Consider the following 19,072-nt stretch of genomic DNA (forward strand, 5'->3'; position numbering starts at 1 on the left):
ACTGTCAAGCGCTGCAATCGCCTTCTTTAATGGAGTGGCGTGCGTGCGGCACATATGTAAAGAAATATCCCGCCGTCTTTTCAGGATACCTGCACATATAGAATGCGCACGTCATTGCGCCCGCGCTCGGCGTCATAGTAAAAGGATAGGCAGTCGATGAGTATCAATCTGGTTCAGGCGGTCAACACCGCGATCTCCAGCGAGATTGCGGAACAGTTATCGCAGAAGTTCGGCATTCCTGCGCAGATCGTGCAGCAACTGGCCGCGCGTACCGCGCCGGGGCTCGTGGCCTCGGTGATGGACCGGTCGGCGCTCGCCGATGGCGCGCGTGCCGTGTATTCCGTCATCATGTCGCCCGAAGCGAACGCCTTCGTGGCCGAGCAGTTGCGAAACGTCATCACGACGACCGCCGGCCTGAAGCATCTGGAGGCGTCGGGCCATCTGCTCGCTTCGCGCGCCACGGGCCAGCGCATCGACGCGCTGACCGACGCAGTGTCGGCCGAGACCGGCGTACCCGTGCAGGCCACCTCCGCGCTCGCGGGCATGTTGTCGGCCATCATGTTCGGCATTCTCAAGCATCACTTCCTGCTCTCGCAGGCGAACCTGTCGCAGTTGCCGGGCTTGCTGCGCGACCAGATCGGCGAGATGCGCGCATCGCTCACGCATAACGCGGCGAGCGCAATCGGCGTGGGCAACGTGGATGGCTTCGTGAGCAGCATCGGTGCGCGGCTCGACGCGGTCGGATCGACGCTGGATATCGCCGATGAGCCTCCCGTGCCCACAGCCGGCTCCGCGAGCTACGCTTCGCCCGCGCCGGCGCGGAACACGCCGCCTGTGGTGGCGCCGCCCGCTCCGCCCGCGCCGCCCGTGGCGCCGCCGCCGACGATGTCCGCGCCGCTGCGCGCGCCGGTGCGCAAGCCGGCGCCGAAGCGCTCCAATAAGGCGGTATGGCTGCTTTTCGCGGTGCTCGCCGCGATTCTCGCGCTCGTGTATTACCGCGGTTTCACTCACAACCCGAACGTCGATCTGAGTTCGAACGCGGCAACGACGCCCGTTGCGACGGTCGCGCAGCCCGCTTCGCAGGCCACCGCTCCGGTGGACGCGGCGTCGACCGCCAACGCCGCTTCCGCTTCCGAATCCGCCGCCAGTTCCGGCGCGGCGAGCGACGCAGCAGCCAGCACGCCGGTCGCGGCAGCGAAGGACGCGCAGATGGTGTTTTCCGTCAGCGAAGCGGGCGTCCCTTCCGTTCAGGCGACGGTCGGCTCGGACGCTGAAAAGCAGCAACTGATTGCGGCGCTGGAGCATCGCTTCGGACAAGGCTACAGCGCCGAAGTGACGGTGGCGCCGGGTACGCCTCCGGCCCCGTGGCTCGGCCGGCTCAAGGAATTGACGCCGTTAATGGCGGTGCCGGGCGCGGAGGCGAAGGTCGTCGGTTCCAAGGTCGAGTTGAGCGGCGCCGCGGCGGACGCCAAGCTCGGCTGGACCGAACGCCTGAAGAACTCGCTCGGCGGCATGTTCCAGGTCAGCTCGTTCGACGTGGACAGCGCGGTGGCGCACGCCACGCAATCGTTCCGCAGCGCGATGAAGACCCTGCTGGCCACTGACGAGGCCTGCTCCGGACCGAAACTCACGGCGGTGCTCGACCTGCAGGTGGTCAACTTCGGCCGTTCGAGCGCGACGGTGCCGGAAGGCGCGGCCGCGACGCTCGGCGAAACGGCGCAACTGCTCAAGAATTGCGCGGCGAAGGGTTCGATGGTGAACCTCGAAATCGCGGGCTATTCGGACGGCGTAGGCGCGCCGCCCGCGAAGCTGGAAATGTCGAAAGAACGTGCGCAGGCTGTCCGCGCGTTTCTCGTGAAGAACGGCGTGCCGCCGCAGTCGCTCACCGCGACGGGCTACGGCGACGCGAATCCCGTTGCCGACAACGCGACCGCCAGCGGACGATTCGCGAACCGCCGAATCGAGTTCGTCGTCAAGTAAGCGTTGCCTGCCCTGCAGCACAGAAGAATGCCGTCACGTTCGCGTGACGGCATTTTGTTTTTCGCAGCCAGCGCGCGAGCCGCTCAATTCGGTTTCGCGAAGTCGTTCTCGGCCCACCGCTCCGCGCTCGCCTTGTTCAGCTTGAACGCCGGCGAGACGCGTACGTGCGCCAGTTGCGCGCCGAACGCATCGATGGCCTTCAAGTCGGCGTACGGGTCGTCGTCATCGGGAACGATATCGAGCGTGACCGTGATTTCCTCGCCGCGCACGTCGAGGGTGACGTTCTTGTGCAGCATGGCGTGACGCTGTTGCTCATGGCGGCGCAGCACCTCTGAAGCCGTCTTCACGAGCGTGCGAAACGCGGCGGCATCCAGCGGCTTGGGGTTCTTCTTGTCGCGGCCCATCGTCCACGGACCGACGAGCGCCGGTTCCGCCTCGCCCGCCTGAATCATCTCGACGGCCCAGCCGTCGTCGTCTTCGTTCTTGATCACGCGGGCGGTCCAGCCGTCGTCGCGCCAAAGGCGGTCTTCGTGAAGCGGCTCGTCGGTGGAATGGAGTGCGGAGTCGGCCATCGTGCAGTGCAGTGTCTGTGCGTGAAGCAATGCAACGAATTCTACCTGCTGTACTGCGTGGCATCCCGTGTGCTACCCGCATTAGCCGAACGGCCTATGCCGTCCACGGCCGGCGCGGCCATACTCAAACGCGACCGGTCGTGCTACGTTGAAGGACCGGGCGACGCCCGGACCCTATCTGCTAACACGCAGCAATCACGTGAAGGAGCAACCGCATGCTTGCATTCATCGGTACCTTGATCGTTGGACTGGTCGTCGGTCTGATCGCCCGCGCCATCAAGCCGGGCAACGACAGCATGGGCTGGATCATGACCATCGTGCTCGGCATTGCCGGATCGCTGATCGCGGGCTATGTGGGCCGGGCGCTCGGCTGGTATCAGCCGGGACAGCCTGCCGGGTGGATCGCCTCGGTCATCGGCGCGATTATTCTGCTTGTCATCTACGGGATGGTGCGCGGACGCCGCGCCTAGCCAACCTGCACGCAAGACCACGCCCCGTCGGAATCGTCGGGGCGTCGTCTTATCCGGCGCGTGTATCGAAGGCGATTTCCTCGCCGTTGCGCACCACCCGATTCGGCAGCGCGCCGCCCAGCCAGTACGCGAGTTCCGCAGGCCGGTCGATGCGCCAAGCCACGAAATCGGCCGCCTTTCCCGCCTCCAGCGAGCCATGCGTTTCCTTCAAGCCGAGTGCCTGCGCAGCGTGGATCGTGACACCCGCGAGCGCTTCTTCCGGCGTCAGACGGAATAGCGTGCAACCCATGTTCAACATCATGCGCAGCGACAGCGCCGGCGACGTGCCCGGATTCAAATCACTCGCCAGCGCGATTGGCACGCCGTGCCGCCGCAGCGCGTCGACGGGCGGGACTTGTGTTTCGCGCAGCATGTAAAACGCGCCGGGCAGCAGCACGGCAACGGTTCCGGCGTGCGCCATCGCGATAGCGTCGTCCTCCGTCATGTATTCGAGATGGTCCGCCGATAACGCCTCGTAGCGCGCCGCCAGCGTCGCGCCGCGCAGCGACGACAACTGCTCCGCGTGCAGCTTGACCGGCACGCCGAGGCCGCGCGCCGTGCGGAATACGCGCTCCACTTGCTGCGGCGAAAAGGCGAGATGCTCGCAAAAAGCATCGACGGCATCGACGAGATCTTCGTCGACGAGCGCCGGCAGCATGGTTTCGCAGACGTAGCCGATGTAGTCGTCCGCGCGGCCCGCGTATTCGGGCGGCAACGCATGCGCCGCGAGGCACGTCGCGCGCACCGTGAGCGGCAACGCGCCGGCGAGACGCCGCGCGACGCGCAGCATCTTGCGTTCGTTCGCCAGGTCGAGGCCATAGCCGGATTTCACTTCGATGGTCGTCACGCCGTCGCGCATCAGGGCCAGCGCGCGAGAGCGGGCCGCGTCGAACAGCGCGTCTTCGCTGGCTTCGCGCGTCGCGCGCACGGTGCTCGCGATGCCGCCGCCGCGCGCCGCGATTTCCGCGTACGTCGCGCCTTCGAGACGCGCCTCGAATTCGCCGCTCCGGTCACCGCCGAAGACGAGGTGCGTATGGCAATCGATCAGCCCGGGCGTCACCCACGCGCCGCCGAGGTCCACCCGCTCGCAGCCGGTACCGCGCGGCGCATCGGCAAGCGGCCCGATCCACTCGATGCGCCCGCCGTCCGTCAAAATCGCGGCGTCCTCGATGGTCGAATACTTGCCGCCCGTCATCGTTGCCGCGTGACAGTGATGCCAGAGCGTGCTCATCGCGCAATCATCGGCAGATCGAGATTCTTCTCGCGCGCGCATTCGATGGCGATGTCGTAGCCCGCGTCCGCGTGGCGCATGACGCCGGTCGCCGGATCGTTGTGCAGCACCCGCGCGATACGCTCGTCGGCTTCGCGGCTGCCGTCGCACACGATCACGACGCCTGCGTGCTGCGAGAAGCCCATGCCGACGCCGCCGCCGTGGTGAATCGACACCCACGTCGCGCCGCTTGCCGTGTTCAGCAGCGCATTGAGCAGCGGCCAGTCGGAGACGGCGTCGGAGCCGTCCTTCATCGCTTCCGTTTCGCGATTGGGACTCGCGACCGATCCCGAATCCAGATGATCTCGCCCGATCACAACCGGCGCCGACAACTCGCCGTTACGCACCATTTCGTTGAACGCGAGGCCGAGCTTCGCGCGCTGGCCGAGCCCGACCCAGCAAATGCGCGCCGGCAAGCCCTGAAAGCGGATGCGCTCGCGCGCCATGTCGAGCCAGCGATGCAGATGCGCGTCGTCGGCGATCAGTTCCTTGACCTTGGCGTCCGTCTTGTAGATGTCCTCGGGATCGCCCGAGAGCGCGGCCCAGCGGAACGGCCCGACGCCGCGGCAGAAAAGCGGCCGGATATACGCGGGCACGAAGCCGGGAAAGTCGAACGCGTTCTCGACACCTTCTTCCTTCGCCATCTGGCGGATGTTGTTGCCGTAGTCGAACGTCGGCACGCCCTGTTCACGGAACGCGAGCATCGCGCGCACGTGCTCGGCCATCGACTGCTTCGCGGCCTTCACGGTCGCCGCCGGATCGCTCTGCGCACGGTCGCGGTATTGCGTCCACGTCCAGCCTCGCGGCAGATAGCCGTTCAGCGGATCGTGCGCGCTCGTCTGATCCGTGACGAGGTCCGGTCGCACGCCGCGCCGCACGAGCTCCGGCAGCACGTCGGCGGCATTCGCGCACAATGCGACCGACACCGCGCGGCCCTCCGACGTGTAGCGGCCGATGCGCGCGAGGGCATCGTCGAGATCGCTGGCTTGCTCATCGACGTAGCGCGTCTTCAGACGGAAGTCGATGCGGCTCTGCTGGCATTCGATATTCAGCGAGCACGCGCCCGCAAGCGTCGCGGCGAGCGGCTGCGCGCCGCCCATGCCGCCCAAGCCCGCCGTGAGCACCCAGCGACCTTTGAGGTTGCCGCCGTAATGTTGCCGTCCCGCTTCGACGAACGTCTCGTACGTGCCCTGCACGATGCCCTGGCTGCCGATATAGATCCAGCTTCCCGCCGTCATCTGGCCGTACATGGCGAGACCTTTCGCGTCGAGCGCGTTGAAGTGCTCCCAGTTCGCCCAGTGCGGCACGAGATTCGAATTGGCGATGAGCACGCGCGGCGCGTTTGCGTGCGTGCGGAAGACGCCGACCGGCTTGCCCGACTGGATCAGCAGCGTTTCATCGGATTCCAGGCGCTTGAGCGTCTCGACGATCTTGTCGTAGCAGGCCCAGTCGCGCGCCGCCCGCCCGATGCCGCCATAGACCACGAGTTCGTTCGGATTCTCGGCGACGTCCGGGTCCAGATTGTTCATCAGCATGCGCAGCGGCGCTTCGGTCAGCCAGCTTTTGGCGTTGAGTTGGCTACCGCGCGGCGCGCGGATCTCGGTATCGCGGAAACGGGAGGAAGACGTCACGGTGGCTCCTGCGCATGGGCATTGAGTGGTTCACCGCATGTTCTTGTATATACAACTTGCGTTGTATTAGGGAATTCCCGGATCAGACCGCAGTATTTCTTGCCTTTCTTGTATAGACAGGAAGCGCTAACTGACGCGCCGGCTATTTCGTCCGCGTTTTTTGGCCGGTTATGTTGAACGCCTTCCTCAAATGCCTCGATCGAGACAAACGACATGAGCACACTCGAAGCTTTTCACGCAATCGTCACGGACGATAATGCGCCGCAAATCATCCGCGATCACGTCGTCGATGCGCTCCAATATGCGCTCCGAAATCACGCCGGCTATTTCACGCGAAAGGAACTGCAATGGCTGGCGCAATGGAACGACACGCGCATTCCCATTGCGGCGGAAAAGATTCTGAGTGAGATGAAAGCGGCCTGAGCCGGCCGCCGAAAACGCGCCGATTATCAGTGCGTGCTCGCGGCGCGCGTGCGCCGCTCGGAGTCGATGGCAATGGCCTGCGCCGGCTCCGACAGACACTGCACGAAGCTGACGACCTCCGGGTCCTTGACGAAACTCGCCGCCGAGCGTGCCGCGAGAATGGCCGAACTGTCCTGCGGCCGCGCGACCAGAAAGCCCTGCACGTAATCGACGCCGATTTCCTGCAATGCGCGCAGCGTATCGATGTCTTCGACCCACTCCGCCACGCTTCGCATGCCGAGATTGCGCGCCAGCGCGACGATCGCCTCGACGATTGCGATATCCGCCGGATGCTCGCACATCGAGCGCACGAATTCGCCGTCGATCTTGAGCGCATCCGCCGAAAGCGACTTCAGGTATTTGAACGACGTATAACCCGCGCCGAAATCGTCGAGCGCGATCTTGCCGCCCATTTCGTGAACCCGCGCAATGAAACGCTGCGTGTTTTCGAGGTCGTGCAGCGCGACGCTCTCGGTAATCTCGAGGCACAGATACTGGACAACCGACGGGTGCCGCGCAAAGAGCGCGAAGATGTCCTCCATGAACTGCTCGTCGTTGAGCGAGCCGCCGGACAGGTTCACGCAGATAAACTGCGTGTTCTTTAGTTCGTGGCGGTGGGTCTCGATCCATTCGAGCAGCGTCGAAATCACCCAGCGGTCGATCGCCGCGATATTGCCCGATTCCTCCGCCGCCACAATGACCTTGCCCGCCGGCAGCGTTGTCCCGTCGGGCGCGCGCATGCGCAGCAGCACTTCGAAGTTCAGCGACTCGTTCGGCGCGCGCAGCGACATGATCGGCTGCATCACGAGAAAGAGGCCGGGCGGCAGGCGATTGCGGCCGAGCGTTTCGACGAGCTTCAACTCCTCCGCGCGTTCCTCGAACGCCGCCGCGCCCTTGCGATACGTAACCAGATGCGTGTGCGCGACCTTCTTGGCTTCGCGGCACGCGCGGTCGGCGTGGGAGAGCGCGTCCTGCACGCGCACGCCCTGCGAACATTCCACGAGCCCGATCGACGCCTTCACCTGAAACGCGCGATTGCCGACCTGATACGGCGCGTCGCTCAGAATGGAGATGAGTTCGCGGCATTGCGCGATGGCGTCTTCGATCGACGTGTCGTTCATCACGCATACGAACTCGTCGCCGCCGATGCGGCCGACCGGATAGCTGCGCGCAAAATGCGCCCGCGTGCGCGCGGCGACTTGCCGCAAGACTTCGTCGCCGCTTCGGTGTCCGAAGAGGTCGTTGACGAGCTTGAAGCGGTCGAGATCCACATACGCGAGCGCCCACGGCAGCGATTCCTCGTTCTGCGCAGCGATGGCTTTCTCGACGCCGCGGCGGTTCAGCGAGCCGGTGAGCGGGTCATGCTCGGCGAGAAAGCGCAGGCGCTCGACCGCTTTCGAACGTTCGGTCGTGTCCTGCAGTGAACCTTCTATCCAGCCGTTCGAGCGTATGGCCTTCAGCAAGTAGCGGCGCTCGCCGGTGCCGCGCTCCACCGAACCGCTCATTTCGAGTTCGCCGTCGCTGCCCTTCGATGCAAGCGCCTGCAACGCGCCCCACGCGCCGGGTTCGAAGTAGTCGTGCCAGTGACGCAGCTTGTACTCGCCTTTTTGCAAATCCAGCATGGCGCGCAACGCGGGATTCGTGCGGACGAAGTGACCCTTCTCGTCGAGCGTGAAAAGCCCGATGGGCGTCACCTCATAGGTATTGCGCAATTCCATCTGCGCCTGCCGGCGGATGTCGCGCTCCGCACGCATTTGTTCGGCGATGGCGAACGCGGCCATCATGCTCGACGACAGCGCGGCCATGACCGTGTTGACCCCGCTCAGGAGCAGCTTCACGCCGAACGCGGCGCCGAGCACCTCGGAGAAGGTGGCGAAGAGCACAATGGCAAGCGACGCGACATACCACAGCACGGTCCGCGAACGCGCCATCCACACGAGGCGCACGAGGAAGAACACCAGCACGCAGATGCCGAATCCCGCGATGACCCACAGCGTCGGGATGAAGAGCGAATAAGGCAGCGCAAGCGCCGCGGCGAGCAGCACGATGCCCACGTACTGAATGACCCGCAGCAGCCACCGATAACCGACCACGCGAAGCTCGCGACGGAACAGCTGCGCAAAGAGCGCGGCGGTCAGCAGATAGTAGGCGGCGAACGTAATCTGCCGCAGCGGCATCATGAATTCCGACGGCAGCACGCGGCCGAGCCACTGCATGTCCCAGCCCATGGCGTTCGCGCACAGCCGGAGATTGCCGACGAGCCATACCGCGAAGATGACGTACGTCCACTCGCGGTTGATGAGAGCCGTGACGAACACGAACACGGCGAGCGTCAAGAGGCCGCCTGCGATCAGACCGGAGCTTTCCTGAAAGTCCAGCGCGGAACTGCGCAGGCCCTGCCATTTCCATGCGAGCGCGGTGACCTGCGCCGGACCGGAATAGGTGCCGCGGCAAAGGATCGTCTCGGGTTGCGTGAGGCGCCCCGCCTGAATGAAGAAGCCGGCCTTCACCGGATGCATCGCCCCGCTCGCCGAATCGCGGTCCGCGCGGCCGAGCGGAAGCAACGTCGCTGCGTCCCAGCAGGCAAGCGTTTGCGCATGACGCGAAGGCAATTCCACCGTGGTCGACAACTCGCCGCCCATCGGGGGCGCAGTGAACGTGAACCAGACGGGCTTCTCGGAAAGATGGGTGCTGTAACGCTGAACAGGCGCCGCGCCGCTCAGCGCAGCGAGCGCCTCGGCGGGTCGCAACTGCTCGCCTTCGTCCGCCACGACGCGCAGCGGCAGCGCAATGGCCCCGCGCGATTCGTACTGGCGCGGCAGGAAATAAAGCGTGGCGATGGTGCCGATCGCGATGAGAAGCGGCACCGCGTAGACGGCGACCGCGTACAGCGCGTCGTCGATCCACGAGCCGCTTCGTTTGAATCTCGATAAGGAAGCTGGAATAACCGACGCCATACCTGGACAACCCCCGTTCACGCCGCCAGCGCCCCGTCGCGCCGACATTGGCGAACAGCGGGACGGCACGCCGTCACCGCTGCCTTTTGGCCAACCGGACCGCGCCGGGGTCCGGTTAATTGCTTTTTACCTTCGTTGGTGCATTCCTGAAAACGGCGGTGCCATTAACGGCCATAAGCCATCAACGGCGCCTCCGGGCATCCTACCGTTTCCCAATCAAAAGATAAATCGACAGATTGCAGATCGATGTCCGGATGATGCGTGTTCACCATATAGTTGAACAATGGATGACGCGCTTCTTCCCAACGCTGCCGCGCGACAGCCACTTCTTTCGCCAATACTCGGTGCGGTAACCCACCGACATGCGACATCGGCAGATATTCATTCGCACCAAAAACATCCTTGAACAGCATGGCCTCGTATTCACGGTCGAGCGGCGCGCGCGCGGTAATCACCATCCAGTCGATGTCGTGCAATTCGCAGAACATCCACAACGCCTTGCACAGCGCCACCTTCACGACACGGCCGACCATGCCGCCCGCGACTCCCAGCCGCGTGGCTTCTGCAAGGCGGCTCGTCGCAAGGTGATCCGGCAACGTGATCGACTGCTCGACTGCGAGCGGCCCATACGCATTGGTCTGAATGCGCATGGTGCCGAGCGGCGCGCCGTCGAGTTTCGACTCCGCGAGCAGCACGGCGGTGCCGGGATCGCGATCGGAATGCTCGATTGACATTTTCTCGGCAAACTCGGGCAAATGCCGCCCATAAGCAGAACGTCGGATGCTTACGGCTTTCTGCAGTGCATCGTCGTCGCGGACGATACGAATAGTAAACGGCATGCGCTCGGTTTTCTGAAGCGAAGGCACGACCGTAAGCGTCGGGCGAAGCGCGCTGTCGAATTGATTTGCTTGGTGGACGGCGGCCTGATTGGCAAGATCCAGACGTTCCATTTGTTAAACCCCATTTTTTCTCGGCGATTAGGATGTGCCGCGTGATGAGGGCAGATGGTAGGTAGGACCCTCATGGCGGCGTGTCGAGCCTCTCACGAAGTCAAATAACGGGGTGCGCGCTTGCCGCTGTTCAAGAGCAACTTTCGGGCAATGTCGGTGGAGGAAATCTTCTAAAACGAATTATCCACCGGTAGGCATCGGGTTTCGAATAAACATCTGCCGTACGGGAATAATCGTGCACGAAATTGGTGAACCGAAACGAGGGCAAGCCAAAGCAAAACCCCGCGCGAGAGGCAATTCGAAGAATAGCTGTCTACGACGAAATAAGACATGACTCTTAAGCGGTTGCGAAATAGAAAACCACCGCCGGAAACGTTTGCGTGTCGTATTTGCCGCTGACAGGCGCCGCCAAAAAGAAAACGCGGATTGCAGCCGTAGCCGCAATCCGCGTTCTTCGCGCAAACAGCGCGGTCAGCGCGATCAGTCTTCCTCGTCGAGCCAGGGAATATCGACGTCTGTAATGAAGGCGACCATCGCGAGCGGCCGGCCCTCCTGCCGCCCGAGGTTGCCGTCTGCCCGCTGCCATTCGCACCGGAACACCGTGCCGGGGGTATCGGCGAGCAGCGTGACCGTGCGGATCTCGTCGGGATCGTTCTCTTCGACCGGGCCGTCGAGCGAGACGAGCAATTGCTGCGGCCAGACGCCATCGGCGGGATCGTAGATCTTGTCGCCATCGTGGATGACGACGTGCGCCTCGACGCCGATGGTCGCCGATGCCTCGACGATCATCTTGCCGAGCGCGCGCAGCACCGCGGTGGCGCGGCCCGAGTTGGCCTGACGGATTGCCAGATCGCCGCGCGTCAGCGCCTGCTCGAGTTTGGGATTGGTTTTCTGTTGCGCCATCGATGTCTCTCTTGAAGTTCGAATGCAGCGTTCGACGAGCCGCGCGCCAGGTAGTTGCAGCGCGATCGTATCACCGCAACCTCAAAGATAGGTCGCGGGACGTGGACCGGCAAACCCGGCGCGCGCTCAAGTTCGTGTCGGCCACGCCGATAACGAGAGCATCTCATTTCAAGTCTTGCATCGCCGCCGTGCTGCCGTTCTCCGATCCGTGTGCCGACCCGTGCGTGTCCTTGTCTGCTCTTGACGACCGCTGGCGAGCGCGCGCCTGCCGCGCGCCGCGCGAGCGGGCGGAAGACTGATGCGGCGCGCCGAAGTCGTCGACGGCATCACGCTTTCGACGCACGTCCAGCCCATCTTCAGCCTTTCGCATCAACGGGAAATCGGCTATGAGGCGCTGCTGCGCGGCAAGAAGCAGGCGAGCGATGACGAACCGCTGCTCGGTCCGTTCGATCTCTTCGGCCGCGCGATCGTGGCGGGCACGGTCGTCGAGCTGGACCGCCTGAGCCATCTCACGCATCTGCGCAGCGCCGCTGGCTTCCTGCCGACCGCGCAATGGCTCTTCGTCAACATGAACCCGGCGACCTTCACCGACGCAGGCTATGCGCGCGAATTCGCGCAGCGTACACGCGATGCCGGCCTCGCGCCCGAGCAGCTCGTGATCGAAGTGCTGGAGTCGGGCGGCACCGACGTCGAACGCATTGCCGGCGCGACGCGGGCGTTTCGCGCGGAAGGCTTTCTCGTCGCGGTCGATGACTTCGGCGCGGGGCACTCCAACGTCGACCGGCTGCTCACGATGCGCCCGGACATCGTCAAGCTCGATCGCAGTCTCATCCGCGTGCAGAGCGGGCAAAAGCGTCCACATTTCAGCGACTGGGTGCTGCCGAAGCTCGTCGATCTGCTGCATCAGTCGGGCATGTTCGTGGTGGCGGAGGGCATCGAGACGCGCGAGGATTTGCTGCTCGCCGCGCGTGCCAACGTCGATTTCGTGCAGGGCTACCTTCTCGGCAAGCCGTGCGATGGGCTGGCGCCGGGCGGCGCGGCCACCGCGTTGATCGAAGAGGCGTTCGACACGCTTGCGCAGGCCCGCCGCACCGAGCGCCTGACGCGCGACCTCTTGCTGATGCCGTATCGCGCCGGGCTCGCGCAGGCGGCGCGACGCCTCGCGGGAGGCGCGAGCGGCGAGTCCGCGTGCGCCGAGATTCTGGCGCTGCCGAACACCGTGAGCTGTTTCTTTCTGGACGAAGCCGGCCGCGAGTTCATGCCCGCCCTGCCCGGCGTCTGCGCGAAGCGGCGCAGCGAGCGTTTCGCGCCGATTGCGGACCCGTCGACCGGGCGCTGGGACAATCGCTCCTATTTCGTCGATGCCTGCGCGCAGCCGCAGCAGGTGATCACGTCGGCGCCGTATCTGTCCGTCACAGGCACGTCGCTGTGCGTGACGCTCGCCATTGCCACGCGGCGCGGCGAGCGGACCATCGTCGCGGGCGTGGATCTCGACTGGCGACGGCTCGCGGAAGCGGCGCGCACGCCGTTGCCTTGATGGCTCGTCTGCGCAGGCTAGCAGGCAGGTGGCGGGCCGCGTACCCCACCGTCGCAGACGAAACCATCGACTAGCGTCGACTTCAACTCACACACCGCGAACCGCCTCCGCAAGCGCCGCCGCGCCCGCCCGCAGCGCCGCCACGTTGCCCGGCTCGAACGTCCAGTGCCCCGCGCCGCTCACGACGGCCAGTTCCGCGCCGGGCCACTGCGCCGCGAGCGCCACCGCCTGATCCGCCGGACACACCATGTCGAAGCGCCCGTGGACGATTCGGCACGGCAGATGCGCAATGCGCGCGACGCGCGGCAACAGCGGCGTCGGCGGCAGTTCCTCCGCCATGTAGTGACGCTCGAGCAGCGCCATGGACACCGCGGCGGCGTTGGCTTCGGCGCTCGGCCGCTTGTCCTCGTCGGCGGGTTCCGTGGCCGGCTTGTTGACGACCGATAGCGTCGTCTCATACAGCGTCCACGCTCGCGCGAGCCGGGCGCCCGCCTCGTCGAAGCGCGCGAGCGGCGCCTCGGTCAGCGTCAGAATCTCCTGCGCGTTCGCCGGGCGCTGGCCGCAGGCGGCTTCGATCGCGTCGAGAAACGCGCGGTGCGCGTCCGGAAATACGCGACGCACGTCCCACAGGAACCAGTCGATATCCTCCTGGCGCGCGAGGAACACGCCGCGCAGCAGGAAGCCCGTGCAACGTTCCGGATGCGCGACGCCGTACGCGAGTCCGAGCGTCGTGCCCCACGAACCGCCGAAAATCGCCCATCGCTCGATGCCGAGCGCGACGCGCAGTTTCTCCATGTCGCCGACGAGCGCGTCGAGGCCGTTGTGTTCGAGCTTGCCGAACGGCGTCGACTTGCCGCAGCCGCGCTGGTCGAAGAACACGACGCGCCACGCGTCCGCGCCGAGCACCTCCGCCCACTTCACGTTCATCGCGCCGCCGGGGCCGCCGTGCACGACGACAAGCGCGGGCGCGTCGCGCGGGCCCTGCGCGCGCCAGTAGATCGAATGTCCATCGCCGACGTCGAGCATGCCCTCGTCGAAATTCACCGGCACTGCATCCATTGCGTCTTTCCCGTAAGTGTTGAACCGCGATCATTGTTGCATTCGGACGCGAGAGCGCGCATGAAAGCTCCTGAAAGAGCGATACGCTATGCTTCTGCCCTTATCGCTTCCTTCAATCCGATCGCTCCCACGCCCGATGCGCCGCACTCTCGTCAAGTGGCTATTCGCTACCTATCTGCTCGGCAGCGGCACGCTCTGGTCCATCCTGATCCTGCCGCTCTTCCCGTTCGTCGGCCGAAACGGGCGCTACTGGCTCGCGAAGCTCTGGTGCCGCGCGGTGGTCGCGATGATGCGCGTCATCGCCGGCGTCACGTGTTCGGTCGAAGGGCTGGAGCATCTGCCGCAAGGACCGTTCATCATCCTGAGCCGGCACGAATCGACGTGGGAGACGCTCGCGTTCATGGCGCTCTTCCCGCGCCGCATCAGCTTCGTCTTCAAGCGCGAACTGATGAAGATTCCGTTTTTCGGCTGGGTTCTGCGCGGACTCGACATGGTGAGCCTCGATCGCGGCTCGATCCGCCAGGCGCATCAGGCGGTCACGCGGGAATGCGCGGCGCGGCTCAAAAAGGGTGATGCCGTCGTGATTTTTCCGGAAGGCACGCGCGTTGCCCACGATGCGCCGCTCAAGCTCGCCTCGGGCGGCGTGCGGCTCGCCTGCGCGACCAAAGTGCCGGTGGTGCCGGTCGTGCACGACGCCGGGAAGGTATGGCCCGCGAAAGGCTGGCCGGACCGCGGCGGGCACATTCGCGTGATCGTCACGCCGCCGCTGCCGCTAAATTGCGAGATTCCGCAGGAGTTGAACCGGCTCGCGCAGCATCAGATGGACGAGGCGCTCGCCGAACTTCGTTAATAGAGCGGGCGTTTCTTCGCGGCGCACAGCCGGTTCACGGCCGAGAGCAGCGTTTCCATGTCCACGGGCTTACGCAGATAGCCGTCGTAGCTGACGAACGCCGGCGGGTTCGGATGCCCCGAAATCATCAGAAACGGAATGTGCGAAAGCGACGCGTCGTTCTTCATCGTCTGGCAGAGCAGCGCGCCGCCCAGGCCCGGCATCATCCAGTCGGACACGACGATGTCCACCGTCTGCTCACCGAGGATCGATAACGCCCGGTTGCCGTCGAGCGCGCTGAGGACGGTGCAATCCTCGCCCTTCATGCAAAGAGTCCAGGCTTCGATGGTGCTGGGGTCGTCGTCGACGAGAAGTACGGTCTTCATGGTGCGAACGGTGCGGGCACGGGTTGAATGCGGGAACGAGGGCCGGGCGGCGGCGAGTGGTTGACCGTGAACGTTTGCTTTCGATGCCGCGAGCACCCCATCTCCGCCCTTTCGTCATAGTATTTTGTTCCCGCGAAATTTGCGCGGTAAATGCTGCCTGAGCAAGCAGCGGGCCGCGCGCAGGCGTCGGTCATTTGCTCGCCGCGCGCGAGCGTCCCGCCTCGCGGATCGCATCCACGAGCGATTCCTCCACCGCCGTGCGGGCCGCGTCGTTGCGGCGGATGAGACCGATGGGCTCGTCGGTGCCGGCGAACGGCATGGGCAGCGCGACCAGCAGCCCGAGCGCGATGTCGTGTTCGACCGCGCCGGCAGGCACGAACCAGACGGCGTCGTTATGAAGCGCGAGTGAGCGTCCGAGCGAAACCGACAGCGTTTCGACGAGCGCGGTGAGCGCATGAGCGCCGAAGGCGGTCAACATGCTCTCGGCGGACTGCCGGATGAGCGTGCCGAACGGCGGCACGACGATGGGAAAGCGCGTCAGCAGCGCCGGCGTGAGCGGCGTTTCGAACATGAGCGGATGATCGCGCCGCACCGCCACCGCGAGCGGCTCGCGATAAATCTGCTCGAACGACAGTCCGTGCATGGCCTCCGGTTCTGACAGCCGCCCGACCACCAGATCGACTTCGCCGGCCTTCAGACGGTCGAGCAGCGGCGCGTTGGAATCCGTCTGCACGCTCAGCGAGACCGCCGGCCATTGCTGCCGGAAGGCGGCGAACGCGGGCGGCAGCAACGCGTTGGCGACCGTCGGCAGCACGCCGATCGACACCGCGCCCGGCACGTCCCCGCGCTCCCGCAGCAGCATGTCGACGCCCTCGCGCAGCGAGGCCACGCACGCGCTCGCGTGCGGCGCGAAAAGCCGCCCCTCGCGCGTGGGCACCGCGCCGCGCCGACCGCGCTCGAAGAGCCGCACGCCTAGAATGGATTCGAGTTCGCCGATGGTTTTCGACACAGCCGGCTGCGTGATCGACAGGCTATCGGCTGCGCGCTGAACGCTGCCGAGTTGCGTCACGGCCAGGAAGCACTGCAAATGGCGGAACTTGACGCGCGTGTTGGTGAAGTCCGTATCCATGAAGAGCCGTTATGGTTCGCCGCATAAAACGTCATTTTCCATAACTCGGCGCGTTCGATAAAGTAGTCGCCAGAAATATCCCATTTACGTCACATCATCAGGAGACAGTGACATGACGTCCCCCATTCTCACGCCGCGCGACTGGGAATCGCATCCGCCGTATCTGTCGCCGGGTTACCGGTCGTCGGTGTCGCGCAGTCCTTCGCTGCCGCTCATTCCGCTCAAGGAAAACCTGCGCAACCGCCGCGTGCCCGTCTACGGCGCGGACGACCTCGGCATGTACGACAACGACCTCACGCGCAATGCCGCAAAGAACGGCGCGCCGCTCGGCGAGCGCATTATCGTGACGGGCCGCGTGCTGGACGAAGGCGGTCGCCCCGTGCGCAACACGCTCGTCGAAGTGTGGCAGGCGAACGCCGCCGGGCGTTACGTGCACAAGGCAGACCAGCACGACGCCCCGCTCGACCCGAACTTTCTCGGCGCAGGGCGCTGCCTGACCGATGATCAGGGCCGCTACCGCTTCATGACGGTCAAGCCGGGCGCGTATCCGTGGGGCAACCATCCGAACGCATGGCGGCCGAACCACATTCACTTCTCGCTCTTCGGCGAATACTTCGGCTCGCGCCTCGTCACGCAGATGTACTTCCCCGGCGACCCGCTGCTCGAACTCGATCCGATCTTCCAGGGCATTCCTGAGCATGCGCGGCATCGCCTGGTTTCGCGCTTCTCCATCGACACGACGCAGGAAAACTACGCGCTCGGCTACGAATTCGATATCGTGCTGCGCGGCCCGGACGAGACCCCGACGGAGTGACCATGACGACTCTCAAGCAAACGCCCTCGCAGACCGTCGGACCGTATTTCGCGTACGGCCTCGTGCCGGAGCAGTACAACTTCGACCTGAAGAGCCTGTTCACGGCATCGGCGGCAGACCGTGAAGTGCCGGGCGAGCACATCGCCGTGGTCGGCAACGTGTTCGACGCGGAAGGCAAGCCGATCGGCGATGCGCTGATCGAAGTCGCGCAGGCCGACGCGAACGGCCGCTACGTGCAGAGCGTGGAAGAAGCGCGCGAGTCGGGCTTTCGCGGCTTTGCGCGCGTCGGCACGGGCACGGACCCGAAGCTGCGCTTTATCGTCGATACGGTGAAGCCCGGCGCGACCGACGACGATTCCGCGCCGCACCTCGACGTGATCCTGCTGATGCGCGGCATGCTGCTGCATTCGTACACGCGCATCTACTTCAACGACGAAACCGAGGCGAACGCCAAGGACACCGTGCTGCAAAGCGTGCCGGCCGAGCGCCGACACACGCTGATCGCGAAGCGCGAGCCGGGCACCTCCTCGACCATTTACCGCTTCGACATTCATCTGCGCGGACCGAACGAGACGGTGTTCTTCGACCTGTAATCGCTGTAAGCTGCAAAGAAGGCGTCCGGCACTGCGCTATAGTGTCGGACGCCTTTCGTTTTTATCGCATTCCCGCCATGACCGACGCCGCCACTCCCAGCCCGCTCTATGTGAAGCTCCTCGCCGAAACCGCGCAGATCGGCTGGTCGGAACTCGAACGCTTCTTCGCGAAGGGCGTGCTGATCTGGGTGAAGCGCGATCTCGATCTCGTGAGCGTGGCCGAAGCCGTCGCCAGCGACGACACGCAGCAGGTCACGCAATGGCTGTCGGCGGGGCTCGTCGAGCGCGTGCAGTCCGAAACAGCCGCCGATCTCGCCGCGCGCGATCCCGAGTTGTGGGCCGTGGTCGTGTCGCCGTGGGTGTGCGTGCAGGAACGCGGCGACTGACCGAACTCACGAATCAGGCGCGAACCCAGTCGGTCCACAGCACGACGAGAATCGTCATTAGCGCCGGGCCGATGAAAAGCCCGAGCAGCCCGAACGTCTCCGCGCCGCCCAGAATGCCGAACAGCACGAGCAGAAACGGCAGCCGCGTCGACCCGCCGATCAGCACCGGCCTCACGAAGTGCTCCGAGACGAACACCACGACGAGCCCGAAGATCGCCACGCCCGCCGCCGCGATCATCGAGCCTTGCGCCAGCAGCCACAACGCCGAGCCGAGAAAGACGATCGGCGCGCAGAACGGCAGCATCGCGGCAACCGCAGTCAGCATGCCGAGCAGCGTCGCGTGCGGCACGCCCGTCACGGCGTAGGCAATGCCGAGCAAGGCGCCCTCGCCCAATCCCACGACGACCAGGCCGACGACCGTGCTGCGCACCGAATCGGCCATGCGCTGCAACAGCGCCGCGCCGTCCGCGCCCAGCGCGCGCCGCGAGCCCGCGATCAGTTGCCGGCCGAGCTTCGCGCCCGCCTGAAAGATGAAGAAGAGCGTCATCAGCATGAAGCCGAAGATCACGAGGCCATGCACGACGCGGCTGCCGAAATGGCGCGTCATCGCCACGAACGTCGCGCTATGCAGGTTCTTGACTGCCGGCGACGATTCGAGCGGCGTCGCGAGATTGGCCTGCCACCAGTGCGCGATCTGCTGCCCGCCGGTCGGCAGCCGCTCTATGAACGCGGGCATCGGAATGCCGGTGCGCAAGACATCATGGAGCCATTGCATCATGTCGTGCGCTTCGTCCGCGGTCTGCGCCGCGACGACGGCAAACGGCACCACGAAGAGCAAGCCGACCGCGAGCGTCAGCAGCACCGCGAGCAGTGTTTGACGCTGCCGGAAAATCGGACGCCGCTCGAGCCAGCCGAACGCCGGCCACAGCGCAATGGCGATGACGACCGCCCAGACGACCGCGGGAATGAAGGTGCGCGCGGTATAAGCCGCGACCAGCACGAGAACGGTATAGAGCACCGCCGACGCCGCGCGCTGCATCCTGCGCGTGCGATCGGCCGCTTCAGCCGCGTTGGGCGTGGTCTCGGTGCGCGAAGAAATCGCCAT

Annotated in this window: 18 protein-coding genes; 8 read left to right on the top strand and 10 right to left on the bottom strand. The window is 65.1% G+C overall.

Annotated elements, in window-relative coordinates; all coding sequences use genetic code 11:
• Positions 1–156: 156 nt before the first annotated feature.
• Entirely contained in the window at positions 157–1,980 is a 1,824-nt protein-coding gene (locus NCR35_RS17720) for an OmpA family protein (RefSeq protein WP_250535388.1), read from the top strand.
• 83 nt (positions 1,981–2,063) lie between these two features.
• Here NCR35_RS17720 and NCR35_RS17725 read toward each other — a convergent pair whose 3' ends face one another.
• The gene (locus NCR35_RS17725; protein WP_250535389.1) at positions 2,064–2,552 is read right to left on the bottom strand and encodes a hypothetical protein; all 489 of its coding nucleotides are present in this window, start codon (positions 2,550–2,552) and stop codon (positions 2,064–2,066) included.
• Between the two features lie 215 nt (positions 2,553–2,767).
• On the opposite strand from NCR35_RS17725, the gene NCR35_RS17730 reads away from it, so the two are divergent.
• Entirely contained in the window at positions 2,768–3,022 is a 255-nt protein-coding gene (locus tag NCR35_RS17730) for a GlsB/YeaQ/YmgE family stress response membrane protein (protein WP_244849956.1), read from the top strand.
• A gap of 49 nt (positions 3,023–3,071) precedes the next feature.
• On the opposite strand, the gene hutI is transcribed toward NCR35_RS17730, so the two are convergent.
• The gene (gene hutI, locus NCR35_RS17735) at positions 3,072–4,292 is read right to left on the bottom strand and encodes an imidazolonepropionase (protein ID WP_250535390.1); all 1,221 of its coding nucleotides are present in this window, start codon (positions 4,290–4,292) and stop codon (positions 3,072–3,074) included.
• On the bottom strand, positions 4,289–5,962 hold the full coding sequence (hutU, locus tag NCR35_RS17740; RefSeq protein ID WP_250535391.1) for a urocanate hydratase: 1,674 nt from the start codon (positions 5,960–5,962) through the stop codon (positions 4,289–4,291). Before hutU ends, hutI begins: the two co-directional genes overlap by 4 nt.
• A gap of 213 nt (positions 5,963–6,175) precedes the next feature.
• Here hutU and NCR35_RS17745 point away from each other — a divergent pair, with 213 nt between their 5' ends.
• Positions 6,176–6,385: a hypothetical protein gene (locus tag NCR35_RS17745; protein WP_250535392.1), complete on the top strand. Its 210-nt coding sequence runs from the start codon at positions 6,176–6,178 to the stop codon at positions 6,383–6,385.
• 26 nt (positions 6,386–6,411) lie between these two features.
• On the opposite strand, the gene NCR35_RS17750 is transcribed toward NCR35_RS17745, so the two are convergent.
• The 3 genes from NCR35_RS17750 to NCR35_RS17760 form a co-directional block, all read right to left on the bottom strand.
• On the bottom strand, positions 6,412–9,381 hold the full coding sequence (locus NCR35_RS17750; RefSeq protein ID WP_250535393.1) for a putative bifunctional diguanylate cyclase/phosphodiesterase: 2,970 nt from the start codon (positions 9,379–9,381) through the stop codon (positions 6,412–6,414).
• A 164-nt stretch (positions 9,382–9,545) separates the two neighbouring features.
• On the bottom strand, positions 9,546–10,331 hold the full coding sequence (locus tag NCR35_RS17755) for an N-acyl amino acid synthase FeeM domain-containing protein (protein ID WP_250535394.1): 786 nt from the start codon (positions 10,329–10,331) through the stop codon (positions 9,546–9,548).
• 480 nt (positions 10,332–10,811) lie between these two features.
• The gene (locus NCR35_RS17760; protein WP_159834340.1) at positions 10,812–11,234 is read right to left on the bottom strand and encodes a hypothetical protein; all 423 of its coding nucleotides are present in this window, start codon (positions 11,232–11,234) and stop codon (positions 10,812–10,814) included.
• Between the two features lie 298 nt (positions 11,235–11,532).
• On the opposite strand from NCR35_RS17760, the gene NCR35_RS17765 reads away from it, so the two are divergent.
• A complete protein-coding gene (locus NCR35_RS17765; protein ID WP_250535395.1) occupies positions 11,533–12,771 on the top strand; it encodes an EAL domain-containing protein in 1,239 nt (412 codons plus the stop codon).
• Between the two features lie 87 nt (positions 12,772–12,858).
• Here NCR35_RS17765 and pip read toward each other — a convergent pair whose 3' ends face one another.
• Complete coding sequence (gene pip / locus NCR35_RS17770) at positions 12,859–13,830, bottom strand: prolyl aminopeptidase (RefSeq protein WP_250535396.1); 972 nt, start codon at positions 13,828–13,830, stop codon at positions 12,859–12,861.
• A 136-nt stretch (positions 13,831–13,966) separates the two neighbouring features.
• Between pip and NCR35_RS17775 the strand changes: the two genes are divergently transcribed.
• Positions 13,967–14,680, top strand: coding sequence for a lysophospholipid acyltransferase family protein (locus NCR35_RS17775; RefSeq protein WP_250535398.1), 714 nt, complete (start codon positions 13,967–13,969; stop codon positions 14,678–14,680).
• On the opposite strand, the gene NCR35_RS17780 is transcribed toward NCR35_RS17775, so the two are convergent.
• The gene (locus NCR35_RS17780) at positions 14,677–15,045 is read right to left on the bottom strand and encodes a response regulator (RefSeq protein ID WP_244849947.1); all 369 of its coding nucleotides are present in this window, start codon (positions 15,043–15,045) and stop codon (positions 14,677–14,679) included. The two genes, NCR35_RS17775 and NCR35_RS17780, sit on opposite strands and share 4 nt — an antisense overlap.
• A gap of 190 nt (positions 15,046–15,235) precedes the next feature.
• Entirely contained in the window at positions 15,236–16,174 is a 939-nt protein-coding gene (pcaQ, locus tag NCR35_RS17785) for a pca operon transcription factor PcaQ (RefSeq protein WP_250535408.1), read from the bottom strand.
• A 112-nt stretch (positions 16,175–16,286) separates the two neighbouring features.
• Here pcaQ and pcaH point away from each other — a divergent pair, with 112 nt between their 5' ends.
• The 3 genes from pcaH (at position 16,287) to NCR35_RS17800 (ending at position 17,967) form a co-directional block, all read left to right on the top strand.
• On the top strand, positions 16,287–16,988 hold the full coding sequence (gene pcaH / locus NCR35_RS17790) for a protocatechuate 3,4-dioxygenase subunit beta (protein WP_244849945.1): 702 nt from the start codon (positions 16,287–16,289) through the stop codon (positions 16,986–16,988).
• Positions 16,989–16,990: 2 nt separating this feature from the next.
• Positions 16,991–17,581, top strand: coding sequence for a protocatechuate 3,4-dioxygenase subunit alpha (gene pcaG, locus NCR35_RS17795; protein WP_250535410.1), 591 nt, complete (start codon positions 16,991–16,993; stop codon positions 17,579–17,581).
• 77 nt (positions 17,582–17,658) lie between these two features.
• Positions 17,659–17,967: a DUF2288 domain-containing protein gene (locus tag NCR35_RS17800; protein WP_250535411.1), complete on the top strand. Its 309-nt coding sequence runs from the start codon at positions 17,659–17,661 to the stop codon at positions 17,965–17,967.
• Between the two features lie 13 nt (positions 17,968–17,980).
• On the opposite strand, the gene NCR35_RS17805 is transcribed toward NCR35_RS17800, so the two are convergent.
• Positions 17,981–19,072 (bottom strand): AI-2E family transporter, encoded by a 1,092-nt coding sequence (locus NCR35_RS17805; RefSeq protein WP_250535413.1) that lies wholly within the window; start codon positions 19,070–19,072, stop codon positions 17,981–17,983.

Origin of the sequence: Caballeronia sp. AZ10_KS36, assembly GCF_023631105.1 — a bacterium.
In the GTDB taxonomy this organism is placed as follows: domain Bacteria; phylum Pseudomonadota; class Gammaproteobacteria; order Burkholderiales; family Burkholderiaceae; genus Caballeronia.